Annotated in this window: 10 protein-coding genes and 1 pseudogene; 7 read left to right on the top strand and 4 right to left on the bottom strand. The window is 52.4% G+C overall.

Features of this window, described 5'->3' with window-relative positions:
- Positions 1-5 precede the first annotated feature (5 nt).
- Positions 6-215: pseudogene (locus P0D84_RS05220) on the bottom strand (thymidylate synthase); the annotation flags it as partial.
- 182 nt (positions 216-397) lie between these two features.
- Between P0D84_RS05220 and P0D84_RS05215 the strand changes: the two are divergent.
- The 6 genes from P0D84_RS05215 (at position 398) to P0D84_RS49175 (ending at position 7,203) form a co-directional block, all read left to right on the top strand.
- Positions 398-1,630: a tyrosine-type recombinase/integrase gene (locus tag P0D84_RS05215; protein ID WP_408333151.1), complete on the top strand. Its 1,233-nt coding sequence runs from the start codon at positions 398-400 to the stop codon at positions 1,628-1,630.
- Positions 1,631-1,697: 67 nt separating this feature from the next.
- On the top strand, positions 1,698-3,734 hold the full coding sequence (locus P0D84_RS05210) for a hypothetical protein (protein ID WP_408333148.1): 2,037 nt from the start codon (positions 1,698-1,700) through the stop codon (positions 3,732-3,734).
- Between the two features lie 2 nt (positions 3,735-3,736).
- On the top strand, positions 3,737-5,620 hold the full coding sequence (locus tag P0D84_RS05205) for a tyrosine-type recombinase/integrase (protein ID WP_408333145.1): 1,884 nt from the start codon (positions 3,737-3,739) through the stop codon (positions 5,618-5,620).
- A complete protein-coding gene (locus P0D84_RS05200; RefSeq protein ID WP_408333142.1) occupies positions 5,613-6,068 on the top strand; it encodes a hypothetical protein in 456 nt (151 codons plus the stop codon). The genes P0D84_RS05205 and P0D84_RS05200 overlap by 8 nt, the downstream gene beginning before the upstream one ends.
- Positions 6,069-6,080: 12 nt before the next feature.
- The gene (locus P0D84_RS05195; protein ID WP_408333139.1) at positions 6,081-6,914 is read left to right on the top strand and encodes a thymidylate synthase; all 834 of its coding nucleotides are present in this window, start codon (positions 6,081-6,083) and stop codon (positions 6,912-6,914) included.
- Positions 6,850-7,203, top strand: a complete 354-nt coding sequence (locus tag P0D84_RS49175; protein WP_494478243.1) for a hypothetical protein — start codon at positions 6,850-6,852, stop codon at positions 7,201-7,203. The genes P0D84_RS05195 and P0D84_RS49175 overlap by 65 nt, the downstream gene beginning before the upstream one ends.
- 115 nt (positions 7,204-7,318) lie before the next feature.
- Here the strand turns inward: P0D84_RS49175 and P0D84_RS05190 are convergent, their stop codons facing one another.
- From P0D84_RS05190 to P0D84_RS05180, 3 genes are read right to left on the bottom strand one after another with little or no spacing between them, the layout of a single operon-like run.
- Positions 7,319-9,322 carry a DUF3732 domain-containing protein gene (locus P0D84_RS05190; RefSeq protein WP_408333136.1) on the bottom strand — a complete coding sequence of 668 codons (2,004 nt, stop codon included), beginning with the start codon at positions 9,320-9,322 and terminating at the stop codon, positions 7,319-7,321.
- 1 nt (position 9,323) lies between these two features.
- A complete protein-coding gene (locus P0D84_RS05185; protein WP_408333133.1) occupies positions 9,324-9,797 on the bottom strand; it encodes a three component ABC system middle component in 474 nt (157 codons plus the stop codon).
- 8 nt (positions 9,798-9,805) lie between these two features.
- Positions 9,806-10,948, bottom strand: a complete 1,143-nt coding sequence (locus P0D84_RS05180; protein ID WP_408333130.1) for an ABC-three component system protein — start codon at positions 10,946-10,948, stop codon at positions 9,806-9,808.
- A 1,043-nt stretch (positions 10,949-11,991) separates the two neighbouring features.
- Between P0D84_RS05180 and P0D84_RS05175 the strand changes: the two genes are divergently transcribed.
- On the top strand, positions 11,992-13,743 hold the full coding sequence (locus P0D84_RS05175; protein ID WP_408333127.1) for a retron Ec67 family RNA-directed DNA polymerase/endonuclease: 1,752 nt from the start codon (positions 11,992-11,994) through the stop codon (positions 13,741-13,743).
- Positions 13,744-13,778 lie beyond the last annotated feature (35 nt).

Here is a 13,778-nt window from a genome sequence, read left to right as displayed (position 1 = left end):
CGTGTTCAGACCGCCATCGGCGCCGTGAGCGGCTCATGATGCCGGTAGCCAACCAGCGAAAAGTCCGACGGCTCGATTTTCTCGAGCCATTCCGGCTCATACACCCCGGTTTGCGCATAGTCCGGCACCCGGTCCGAGATCGCGAAGGCGGGGCTTTCGTACGGCTCGCGCGTGAGCTGTTGCTGCAGCATGTCGAGCTGATTTTCGTAGATGTGTTTATGGAACCTAAATAGAAGAGCCAATCAAGTCGTCCGGCTTCGTACAATCAAGGTTCCCGGCCATGCGGCGCAAATATTAAAAGGAACTAGAATTTTTGGCCTTTTCACCAATCCTCGCCTAGTCTTTTGACTATCGGATGTGAGTTGGCAGCGGTTCGAATGCAAGGAGCACTTCAATCATGACGAATCGCGACCTTCTCGAAGCCAAGCTCCTAACAATCAAGAACCCGCCCTCCGGCATGACCATCCTGTCCAGCGAGAACGGCGCTCACCTCGAGTTGACCACCAGACGCCGACAGATTTATAGCGTGGTCGACTCACACGGCGAAATTGTAAGAACAGTCCACGCTTGGCTGCGCAGCCTCACGGGGACAGCAGGGTTAGGCAACAGCATCAATACAGTCGACCAATACGGACGCACTGCTACATACCTATGTCGCTGGATTGAGTGCTCTGGTCCTTATTCGGACTTGAGCGTCGACGACAACATTTTGCTGCTCGCCCGCCATCACCTCAATTCGTGGCTCAGTGATATGGAAGAACATGACGCGTTAGCGCACAACACATTGCGTTCGAGAGAAGCTTGCATCCGTAGCTTCTTGGACTGGCTGACCACTGATGAAGCAGGCAAGCTAAGAAGCACCGAGAACTCGCCATACGGGCGCGACGACAATCTACGATATATCACCGCGACCCCGACGCCTCGTAGCCCGAGGTTCATGGATGCCGAGCTCCTTATCCAAATCTTGAAGGGTTTCTACAACGAATGTGAGCGTTGTATGTTCCACACGCAATTCGACACCGGATTGCGCATCACTGAATTAGTGAATCTCACTCAAGGCGACATCCCTGACCCGTCGACGTACAACCCAGCGTATGAGTTCATACCGCTATGTGCAGTTCGGACCAAGGGTCGTGGGGGCCAGAAGGTTTCGAAAAACACCTTGATTTCACGTGCCGTCCTCAACCGAGTGAAGCGCTATCACAGTAGCCACGAGTACAAGTTGGCTCCTGACTGGGACATCACGGACCCTAAAAAACCTGCGTTCCTGACGACGAATCAGCTCAAATGGAGCCGCAGAAACGCATCAAAGCAATTCAAAGAGGCCGTACTCCGGGCGAAAGTCAACCCCGAAATAGCCACACACTGGTTGCGCCACGGAAGCGCATTCTCAGTCTTACGCTCTGACACCGGCAAATCCTACGAAGAACGAATGCTGGTCGTGCAGGAAATGCTTGGTCACGCCAGCCTAAAGGCCACCGAGATTTACACCCATATCCCGCCTGCCATGCTAATGAAATTGACAAAAGCCGGCCAAGAGATGAACCGGTTGCATGAAGCGGAATTTATCAGAGCGAACACCTTCCTAGGCCCTCTTCAGCACGGTGAAAAGCGGGGCCACCATGCATGACTCACCAATTCGGCTATACAAACCACCGCAACCAACTACGTCTGACCCTCATGGTCAAATCAAGTGGATGTTCTTTCAGCTTGAGGCGGAACACCATGAGCCTTCCGCAGCGCGTTTCCGGTGGGCCGCAAAAAAATATAGTCAGTTCGTTACCGAAACCAACGCTTCCTACCCTGAACTGGAAACCGACAAGCGTTTTTTCTTGACCAGATTCTGGGAATCCGATGCATTAATTAAGTTCAATGAGTGGCTGGCGACGCAAGAACTAACGAGCAGGACCCAATACAGTCTCTACAAGACGGTTCGCCAGGTCATGGACACCGCCTACGCCCTCCGAATAACTGACACAGCTGTCTATCATGCGCCTATGTTTATCGGCGTCTCCGAAACAGCGCAAAGGTCGGCCTATGGACTGCGCGAACAGGAAGTTATCAACGCCTCACTTGCCCGATGGATTGGCCTCGCCAACAGCGTCCTTAACGGATACACCCCTACTGGAGAAGGCATTCCCTACCGACCAAAGCGCTTCGATTTCTCAGACCTCGTTATAGGTAACAGACACTACACCGTGTCTGAGGCTGCCACCCAGTTCGGCCTCACCTATATGAAGCTCTCTGAGAAACTCCGTACGGGCTGGACTGTTCGACAAGCTGTCGGACTTGAGCCAAGGTATTCAAATCACGACGACGTCGAACTCGTCATAGAAGGGGTTAAGTATTCAAGCATCACGGCCGCGGCAATAGCCTACGGACAAAGCCCAAGGACCGTTGGCCCCCGCGTTCGAAAGGGATTCACACCCGAACAGTGTGTGGGCCTTGCTCCAATGTATGTGTCTCGCCGCGATGAACGCGCCTTACTCTGGATGTTTGAAAATCGTTTCGACGGCGATGCGTTGGCGATGTACGAACATTTCTATGGCGAGTCGATGCATCTAAATGGTTCATGCACCCTCTCTGATTTGATGAAGTTTTTTATTCGCTGGGGCGTCTGGCCATACGTCGATGACAGAATTGTGATGCCCCTGGCTACTGAACTGAGCATGCTCACGGGGCTCAACGTCGAATCTCTCAAAGAGCTGACCATCGATTCCTATCAGCCAAAGCACAGGCTCACCGGGCAACCCGTGATTCTCTACACAAAACTCCGTGCCGCAAGCAATAACCGACCTGCAGAAAGGGAACTTCATCTGCCGCTGCTTGAAATGGAAGAACTCTACCTCGACGAGTCCGTAGTGGAGAGAGTCGAAAAAATCATCGGCTTGACCCTCGCTTTAACGCAAAAAATCAGAAGCGACGCTCCAGACGAGATAGCGAAGCGGCTCTTCATCTTTGAAGACGTTGACCGTTCGTGGAGAGAAGGTTCTCGAGCAATTGTACCGATTGACCCTAAAGGGAAGACAGCGACGTGGTATGAACGGTTCTGCGCCGATGAAGGGTTCCATACGTTATTTGGCAACGACTTCAGATTTAACATCGCACGGTGCCGTCCAACGCTTGCGACCAACATGGTTTTGGCGGGCGCGACACTATTCGAAGTACAGGTCGTCCTTGGACATGCGAGCATTCAGTCGACAGCAACTTACCTTGACGGGAAGAACTTAAAGCCCGCGTTTAACCGCTCCGTTTCCGAGGCACTAGAGAACATCGTGAGCCGCTCACGGGATTTCATGAAGGAGGAGCACACGTCTGAGCAAGATGGGCTTACCGACATCGATGACTCGCAGGATGGCTTTCACGAGACCCTCTCCGGGTGTGGCTGCCGCAACCCCTATAACCCAAGCAAACACGTGCGAAAACTTACCAAGTACAAGAAGGGCACTGTGTGCAAATATTGGAATATGTGCCTGCGGTGCGACAGCGCCATAGTAACGGAGCAGTCTCTTCCTAAAATTATCGTATACCGAAGACGAGTCGAGGCAGCACTTGAAACAGGGTCTCCGGCCATCAGGAGCAGGAAAGAGCTTTTCGAAGATGCAATTAAGCTCATCGACGGCATTTTGGAGCCCGATGTTGTGTTCCCAGCAAATATTATTCGCAACGCAGAATACCAAGCCGCCACTATGGATGATGTCTTGGTTGACCACCTGATTTATCAAGGACTATGACCATGCCCTCCACCTCGCCGCGACCAACAGAAACTGAAATCAAGGATGGCACCGCCGTTTTCCGAGACGACATGGCAATTTGGTATGGCCGCTTCGGCGATGACATTTGGCCATTCAACAAACCCGACTCGCCTTTCTATCGCGGCATGGCAACCAGCAGCATCGTTTGGCGCGACTTTGTTGAGGGACGGGGTGCCACTTACGGGCACTATAACTCTGTTTACAGGAGCACCTATTCTCTATGCCTCGCCCCGGAAATGGTGCAAGACCTCAAAATCACCGCAGCAATTTACGGATACCTGCCAGGTCTCATAAAGCATTCGCATGCGAAACATCCGCTGGCGCCCATCACGGTGAAAGCTCGTATTGACGACCTTGCGAAGATTTTCTCCCTGGCTATTGTTAGAGCGAACGAAAAGTTCAATCAAAACATTCGACGACTGTCCGAAATTCCCTTCTCGGTATTGAAAGAGGTCATACCCAAATATCCTGGACGCTCGCCCGAACTCAAGCGAGCATTAAAACTTATTTCTGACCCGATGGTACAGCGAAATTTGAGCGCCCCACTTCAATGGGGACAACCGGACATAGAAAAGTCTAACATCGCGTGGCCGCTAGTCCCCGACGTAGTAGGAATTCCAACATTACTCGATTCGCAGTTTTCCTTTCTGTTGGAAAGTTGCAAAGAAGCCGTCGCGAAATTCAAAACTGCAGCGGGGCTAGAAATTCGTGACCGTGAGTGCCGTGCCTTAGAGCAATCTTCCGATTGGTACGACAATGAAATGATGGCTTGCGCCCTCGACGCGTACTTCACAAGTAAGAAATGCAGCAATGAAGAATTTCTTCTCCACTTTGGGTACTCTTTAGATGATGTCAAAGATATTATCGAGGATGGGCACACCGCTGCCTTAGTGCTAGTTCTTCTTCTCACGGGCATGCGTCGGTCCGAAATCCAGTTTCTGAGACGTGATTGCCTTAAATACGAGAACGGCTATTGGTTCCTCATCTCCAAGGTCGTAAAGCGTCGCCCAAAGAACAGCCCAATCGCTGAAGGTTGGCTAGCAATCGACTTGATAAGAGATGCTTATGACATCCTAATGTTCGTCACAGAGAGAACGAAAGTTCCCTACCTCTTCTCATCTCCGTGGAGAAGAACAAAAAGAAGCCTGCAAGGGTATCGGCCTGCCACTTTGAGTCTGAAGATTTCTCGGTGGCTCGAAAAAATCGACAGCATCGGTTTGTTCGAAGATTGGACCTTTTCGGTCCACCAATTGCGAGAAACACTCGTCGCCCAATTGGCAAAGCAGCAGGTAGGCTTACCCTTTATCAGCATGCAGCTTAAACACTTCCATAGCCAATTTACTTCCATGCCGAACGCCGTGACAGCCGGTTACGGTGAATATCGTAAGCAACTGATGACGAGCATCACGAATCGTCTCGCCATTGCACGTGAAGAGTCACTAAATGATGTTTATGGCGAAGACGCCCGTTTCGCCGGAGGTGGCGCTGGCGCACATAAGGCACGCATCGACGCATTCTTCTCTGGCTTAGGGCTGTTCGGAGAAACTCGGGAAAAGTATATAAAGGACATGGCCCGGCGTGGGGTCAAGCTTATGCCGACCAGCATTGGACATTGCGCGAGGAATTTCATCGCAGCGACCAACGAAGCACCACCTCCATGCTACGGCGACTACCAATGCGACCCTAACTGCGAGAGCCATGTCATTACTGCTCGGTCAGCCGAGACCCTTTTGATGCGAAGAGAGTATGCGCTCATGGAGGCCTCGCAAGAGCAGAACACTGGCTACAAAGTGATTTGGCTAGGACTGGCCCAGGAGCTTGATAAACATCTCATCGCCCTAGATACAGGGGGTCCCCATGTCTGACGTTCGTCCTGCCCAGCCCTCGGAGTATGTCGAAACCACCCAGGAGAAAAATGATAAACTCATTGTTAACGCCTTGGCCGACTTAGAAGACCCTAAGAAGCGAGGCAAGCGCAAAGCAACTGTTGACGTCCTGTGTCAGATAACAGGACTGTCCATAAATACCATCCGGGGTCGAAAATGGGCTCTCACGAGGTTGAGAACCATCAAGAGGAAGATTAAGGAAGGTTGTGAGGAAGAATCTGGGGAAAAATCGGGAGTTGTAGACAATGAGCCGACGCTCGATTCGTTACGCGGCCGAGTCATTCGCGCTCTTGAGCAGAACGCATTGCTGTTCAACGAAGTCCTGTCTTTGCGTGAAATCATTGCGGACAAAGACCGGCAGATTAAAGAGCTCAAAGCTGGCAAGATTCTTTCCCTCGTCCCACCTACTGGTCGTAGAACCGAATAATTGGAAGTTGATATGAAGCAATACCTCGAACTTCTCGAAGATATTTTGGAGAACGGCGTCACTAAGGGCGACCGTACCGGTACGGGGACGACATCCGTGTTCGGCCGCCAATTTCGGCACAACCTGGCGAAGGGCTTCCCTCTCCTCACGACGAAGAAGCTTCATTTCAAAAGCATCGCGAACGAGCTCATCTGGTTCCTGAGCGGCAACACGAACGTTAGCTGGCTCAAAGAGAACGGCGTCTCCATCTGGAACGAGTGGGCAACGGAAGACAATGAGCTCGGCCCCGTCTACGGCAAGCAATGGACCGCATGGCCAACAAAGGACGGCGGTACCATCAACCAGATTGACTACGTCATCAAGACGCTCCGTGAGAAGCCGAACAGCCGGCGTATCCTATTCCACGGCTGGAATCCGGAGTACCTACCGAACGAGTCCATCAGCCCGCAGGAAAATGCGAAGCAAGGTCTTATGGCACTGCCGCCGTGTCACCTGCTCTATCAGTTCTACGTCGCGGAGGGCAAGCTATCCGCTCTGCTGTACATCCGTAGTTCAGACAGCTTCCTCGGCCTTCCGTACAACATCGCCTCGCTAGCCCTCCTGACGCACATGGTCGCGCAACAATGCGACTTGATTCCGCATGAAATCATCGTCAGCATCGGGGACCTACATGCGTACTCCAATCATATGGAGCAGATTCAGACACAGCTAGCCCGAGACGTTCGCGAGTTGCCCCAGCTGAATATCAAGCGCCGCCCCGATTCGATTTACGACTACAAGTTTGAAGACTTCGAAATCGTCGGCTACAACCCGCATCCCAGCATTGCGGCGCCCATCGCTGTCTGAGCTAGACGCACGCCGCTTCACCGCGAGCATCTACAAGGACCGCAAAAGCATTTCTCAGTGCAGCGTCGCATATGGCGGAGCGGTCGGCGGAGACCGCGAAATTACACAGTCAAGCCAGATTTCTTCGCATACGAACAGCTTCAACCAAGCGCTCACCCTGACTGAGGACAGTCAGACCCTTTATCTGAAGCCGATGATGAACATGGCAAGAGGTGTATCTGACAAGCTCTCGGACACAGGAGCAGCCGAGTATCTGTGGTCTATGCTCATGGAGCCCGTCCAACACTAATGTCCAGTCTCCGCCGCGCCGGGACGTATCACGCTCAAGCGCCAACTTAATATTCCCGTGGGAGGCACCCGATTAGCACACGACTGGCGTGCCCAACTCCTCGACGCCATGGGTTTTACGCCCCATCTTGCCCGGCGCCCTCTTCATCTTCCAGCCAGAGCGTCGGAACCAGTTTGTCCCCGTTCCGCCACTCTTGGACAAAGTGGATTCCTTGCTGTCCATCCCAGAACTGATGTCCTGCATGGTCGAGCACAATAATCTGAAGGTGGCCGTTGTATGTCGAAGCCGCAGCTCCAAAGGTTTTGAAGAATCGCTTCACCGCATCTGAATCCTCGTCTCGGACCTTGTAGTTCTCTTCAATCCTTCCGTCCGTGAGACGCCTCGGGAAATACACCTGACTCGGTTGGTCAAAAACGAGCAATCCCGGAACAGGCGAATGATTTTCTCGTGAGAACAGCAGATGGAGCGCCAGAAGAGCCGCAACGTGGTAAGTAAGCCAATTCGCACCGCTTCCTAGCTGCCAAAGGTAGTCGGTTCCGCCATTTTCGTTACTCACCTTAACGGTCAGCTCTTTCATGTCGAGTTGCACCGCGGCATTTTCGTCTTCGGCATCCAGTTTCTCGGCAATCCGTCCCATCCAGCCCGTCAGCCGTTTTTGAACCCGCTCAAGCCGTGCTTGGTAGGAGTGAGCCGAAAGCTCACCCTTCAAAGTTTCGAGGCGCGCCAACATCTTGTTGAGTTCGTCCTTCGATGCGCTGCTCTCTCTTCCTTTATACACTTCGAGTGCTTGCTCAAGCGCCCCGATGAAACGGGCGGCGTTCGTAACCAACAACTTTTGCTGTCTTGCCCGCTGATTCCGCGCCTCGATACCTTGCTTGGTTGCTGCGATTGCGCCGAGCTCATCGACGAGCTCACGGAGTTTTTTATTTAACGCGACCCAGTCGCGGTCATAAACCGAAGGCGCACGCGCAACTCGTCGAGCTTCGGACTCTACGACCACAAGCGCATCGACGAGTGTCTCGACTTTCTTAACATGACCATCAAGAGACTGGCTGCACACTGGACATGAGGCGTCGACTGCATCTTCGGTATGAGCACGCAGCCATCTCGAAAGACCAAGACGTTCCTGCCTCGTACCGAGCGATAGTTCGAATTGGTTTACCGAAGACCGAAGGTCGGAAAGTCGACTCATGCGATGTCGAACTTCAGCGATTTCAGCGTTCAGTTGGACCTCTTGGTTCGTCAACTGCCCGTACTCGTCGACAGCCTTTGCGATGAACTCAGCATTCGGGGTCGGCTCGGCCAGATTGGCAGTGGTCAACCTTGAAAGAGCTTCCAAAATGGCGGGTTCTTCAGCATCCTTCAACGAATCTACCGGTAGAAATCCGTGCTCATAAGCCTCGGCCACCCAGTTCCCGAGGTTGGCCCGCCAAGTCGCGGATGCACGCTCGTAAGCAGCCTGCTCCTTTTCCAGAGCCCGTGCAGCTCTGCGAAGACTTTCATACTCCCATTGTTTTTCAAGGATTTCCGGTGTTGTAACGCCCAAAACGTAGGGGAATATTGCCCGCAGTTTCTCCCGGTGCTCTGTCGTATCCGCACGGTAAAAGAGAACATCGGGGTTGGCAACCAAATTCTGCGGTTGAAAGCAGAACGCCATCAGGTCTCGAAAGCTCGGGCGGCCCGCGAAGCCACTCGTAGTGTTTTGAGCATCTGTACCGAGACGCGTCAGCCTCGCCAGCCGGTCCATCGTCAGCTTGACTCGGTCGACGTTGGTATTGGCGATGGGAACATCCAGATGAGTCTCATCTTCCTTTACAGTCTTGACGTACATATCCGTCGAGGTTGACTGCCTTCCCGGTTCAGGCCGGGCAAGCAGCATTTGCCCTTCGTCCGTGTCCACCACAATGCCGAACCAGGCCACCGCTTTACGGATGACGCCGACCGGAATCGCGCAGCGCTCAGACCCGAGACAGTAGTCGATGATTGGAATAATCGATGACTTTCCGGTCTTCGATGCCCCAGTGATGATATTCGCTTTGTTTCGCTCGAACGGGACGACCTGAGGCGTAAGGCCTGCTTTCCTCGGCCACAAGATGAGTTCGATAATTTGCAGCTTCAATCTACAGCTCCAGACGAAATACGAAGCAAAATTCCCGCAGCGAAACCCCTGCGGCCCAGCGACCCAACTTCTCGGCTGCCTTCATCAATTCCTTGGGCATCTTCCCCTCCAACACCGGAGGCGCTGTCACACGGGAACGGAATGTAGCGTCTTCGGCCTGGACGGCGAGCAGACTGGCCCGTACGGCAATACCAAGACTTTCACTCGACAGGTCTCGCATGCTCAAGACGTTCGTCAGTGCCGTCGTCGCTATGGTCTCATCGTTGTTTAGTTTTTCATCAATCTTGCGCAAACCCTTGTTGGTTCTAACAACGACCTCCAGAGTCGACTTGTTGAACAAAAGTGGGACTACGAAGAATGCATATGGAAGCGGCACTGCCTCCTCAGATTGAGACGCGAACCCTCTTCCGAATTGCCATATCAGCGCGGCACCGAGTCCAGGATTTTGGACCTGCCACATCTCTTTGTTGAGCATACCGAGACCTATTTCGCGGGTGCCGAGACGAGTGCCTTCCAATCAGGATGCCACCCAATTTCTAGTTCGTTCGCAATCTCGTGGAAGCTACCCCGGGAAAAGTAGGATGGCACGTCCACTTTCTGAATGCGCGTCTCTTTCTTCATGCATAGAAGGAGAAGCTTCACGCCTTGCTGAATTTGCGTCTTATCCGTATCGAGCGTCTTCACTTCCAGTGAGCTCTGGTCCCAATGGTCTTTGAGCTCTTCAACGAATGGGCCGAGACTTTTCGGGTTCAGATAGCCAAGGGCCGACCAAGACGTCCGTGCAGACGACGCCCGCATATAGTCTTTGATATAGGCTTCGATTCTTTCTTCCCCGAGCTCGAGAACATTTAACTGACGAACGAAATTCGAGCCTTCGAGGTGCTCCTCGATTTCACTTCGCTGGGGCGTCAGCGTGTGCTCTGGGAACGATTTCAACTGGCCCATGACTCGTTCGTAGACGACGAGGCGATGCTCTCTGAAGTCATCGAAGGAGATGCCGACTACCTTGCGCGCCTCAATCTGCGCCATCACTTGGGTCTTCGTCCACCCGAGCAGCGATTCAGTCACTTCGTCGACGTGCTCGTCGCGTACAGTCGCTGAGATAGCGCTTCGCACCTCGCCCACTGGGGAGGCAGTCCCCTTCTCGATTGTGAAATAAGTAACGATGGAGGCGATAACTTCGTCGTCGTTGGCGAACACTCTCCGAAGCTGCTTAACAACCGCTGCGGGCGATTCGTCTTCACGCTCAGATTCGTCGCCCGAAGCGGCACTAACAGCCTTCTTTGCGGCGACCTTGTCCGACTTTTTTACCTCCTTGGTTTGGAGGTCCGAGGCGAAGTGCTTACGAAGCCTACCAACGAGTTCAATGGCGTCCTCGGTCCTAGTGCAGCGATGCAATTCATCCGCAATCGTGCCATCGTAGGGTTGCGCGACGTATAACACGTAGACAGACGCGGCTGGCAACGAACCCTCACGGCGTGCATCAATCCAGTTGGCCAGCGTCTTCCAAAGCGATACGGCTCTATCCGCAATCGGATTGTGGGCGAGCCCACTCTTATCCTCTTCGGAAATCACTTGACCATCTACGGTCCGTGTAGAAACGTCGCCAACATGCTCGAATGCCACTACATCACCGGGCCTCGAACGCATGAGATGCCGCAGGACTCGGACCTCTTGGACCAAGATGCCGTACGCTTGCCCCGGAACGGACGTACTCCGCTTTTTACGCGACTTCTTCGCAACCTTTTTTTCGGTAGACATGGCAGCTTTTTTACAATGGCATCATTTCTCCGATGACGCCGAGGTGGCCTTTTTCTTTCTAAACCAGCTGATACATCGCAGACCCATGAGGCGTGACGAACCCCACCAAACCATGCCCACGGGCAGATGTGGCAGGACACAAATCCCGAGCCACGTCAGTCAAGCATCCAGATGATTGAGGTAGACGAAGCCCTCGCCACCGAGGACTGTCGTTGCCAGAGCTTGTGCGCCGTAAGATTGTGCATGCAATCACACGGCAAATCCATCGAAGAATGTATGGTTAGTTGCTTTCACTAGCATAGCCGCGCGAGATTTCTCGAAGTCGTGAATTGGCATATGCAAATAACATATACGCCCTACTTCAGCGCCGCTATGCGCCTTGCATCGCGGTGTTCCGGTCCACAGGGCCCCAACCGGCGTGGCGCAAGATATTCGGCTGCGGTAGCGGGGTCGTGACGTTACACCGAAGCCGAAGGAGGAAAACGTCGCGTCCGGATGCGGGAAATTCGGTGGAGTCTATCCAGATTCATCTCCGGTTAGCGAATATCACAAACATGCTGCTCGATATACCATGCTCGCAGGAGCTTCCGGTGGCCGTTGATTACGTTCAAGTCCACGAGTAAGACTTTGCGATTGAGGTGTTTCGAGGTCGCCGCATGCTCGTACTCAACACTACCTGGCTGGCTGCTCATTCAAGCTTGAGGGCTAATCAGCTGCTCAATCCTAGTGCACAGACGGGCTTTGGCATGCTAGAGTGCCACCCGACTCGCGGATAGATTTTTTGCCATGTTTCATGGCATGTGAAGCAAATGTTCCTGGGATATGCCCCTCGGTATCCCTCTATATAATCGCCGAGATGCGGAATAAGGCGTAGGAGTATCCGCGAGTCTTTCCTCATTGCATCGAAAATGTCAAAACTAGCGAACCTCAAGGCTGCTACCTCACGACAAGACTTGGCTGAACTACTCGGCGTTAAAGCCGGGATGCTGTCTTACGCGATTTATAAAATCGCCGAGGCAAACCGGTATACTCGGTTTGAAATCCCGAAGCGCCACGGAGGTACCCGTGAAATTCTCGCGCCAACTGCCGAACTTAAATTAATCCAACGGCGATTGTCAATTTTATTGCAAGATTGCGCCGCGGAAATCAATATTGCACACAAGCATGCTGAGGATGGCACTCGATTCGGTATAGCTCATGGGTTTAAGCGACATCATAATATTATGACCAACGGACGAATGCACGTCACTCGTCGGTTTGTATTCAACGCCGATTTGCATGACTTCTTTGGCACGATAAACTTTGGACGTGTACGCGGATACTTTCTGAAAGACCAAAACTTTGCGCTTCATCCCAGCGTCGCGACGGTCATCGCGCAGATAGCCTGCTTTGACAATAAACTTCCTCAAGGAAGTCCATGTTCGCCTGTTGTGTCGAACCTGATAGCTCACTCGCTCGACATTCAACTTGTGCGCCTCGCGGCTAAGAACGGATTGAGCTACACCCGTTATGCTGACGACCTCACCTTCAGCACAAACAAGTCAAGTTTTCCTGAAAAAGTTGCATCGCCCCAAGACAACCACAACTGGAACCCCGGCGCGGACCTCGAGCGCATTGTCGCGAATAGTGGTTTTAGTTTCAATCCGGCAAAAACAAGGCTGCAGTATCGTGATTCGAGACAAGAGGTCACCGGCTTAACTGTCAATCGGAAAGTCAATGTTCCAGCAACGTACCGGTACACCGTGCGTGCCATGGTGGATTATCTTTTTAGGACAGGGAAGTTTGAGTTCATCTACAAGAAGAGAGATGAGCAGGGAAAAATAGTTCTTGAAACTAAACGACCTGGTCGTAATGAACAGCTTCACGGGATGCTCTCATACGTAGACCAAGTCGACCTCTTCAACCGCAACTTGTGTATAGATAACGGACGCGAGCCTCAGAGTACGGCTGGGCGCGTGGAATTATTTCGCCGATTCCTTTACTTCGATACATTTTATGCACCACGCCAACCTATCATTGTCTGCGAAGGGAAGACAGACAATGTGTACCTCAAGCGCGCCATAAAGAGTCTCCCCGCGAAATATCCCAAGCTAGTAGCAGAAGGTAATCCGCTGAAACTCAAAGTCCGCTTTTTCAAGTATGCAGAGACACGCACGGGTCAAGTAACTGACTTGACGGGGGGAGTTGGTGGAATCTGCAAACTTTTGAAAAGTTACGACGAAGACGTGAAGCAGCTTTTCAAGGCTCCGGTGTCACAGTTTCCCGTCATCGTTTTGATTGACAATGACACAGGTGCACACGGCATATATGAGGTTCTTGCTGGCATCACCAAGAAGCCCAAACCTCAAGGCCTTGCGGATTTTATTCATGTTACCAGCAATCTTTACGTCGTTCCGACACCCTTCGGTCCGAATAAGTCATTCACTGCCATCGAGGATTTCTTCGACAAGCCAACCTTAGAGACGAAGCTTAACGGAAAGACTTTCAGTCGGAAAAGCAAGCTCGATGAGACCTCGGAGTACGGAAAGGCAGCATTTGCACGCGACGTTGTCGCAAAGAATTCCGCATCAATTGATTTCAATGGCTTCCAAGTCATCTTGGACCGCGTGATAAAAGTTTTGGACGATTACGAAAAAAAATATAAGAATGTGAAGAAATAACCAGTTGATAGTTTTCGACGAACCTCCGGTCGGCG

Source organism: Paraburkholderia sp. RL17-337-BIB-A (assembly GCF_046025895.1).
GTDB classification, from domain to species: domain Bacteria; phylum Pseudomonadota; class Gammaproteobacteria; order Burkholderiales; family Burkholderiaceae; genus Paraburkholderia; species Paraburkholderia fungorum_C.
Note: the sequence above shows the minus strand (reverse complement) of the source record. Positions and strands in the feature narration are given on the sequence as shown.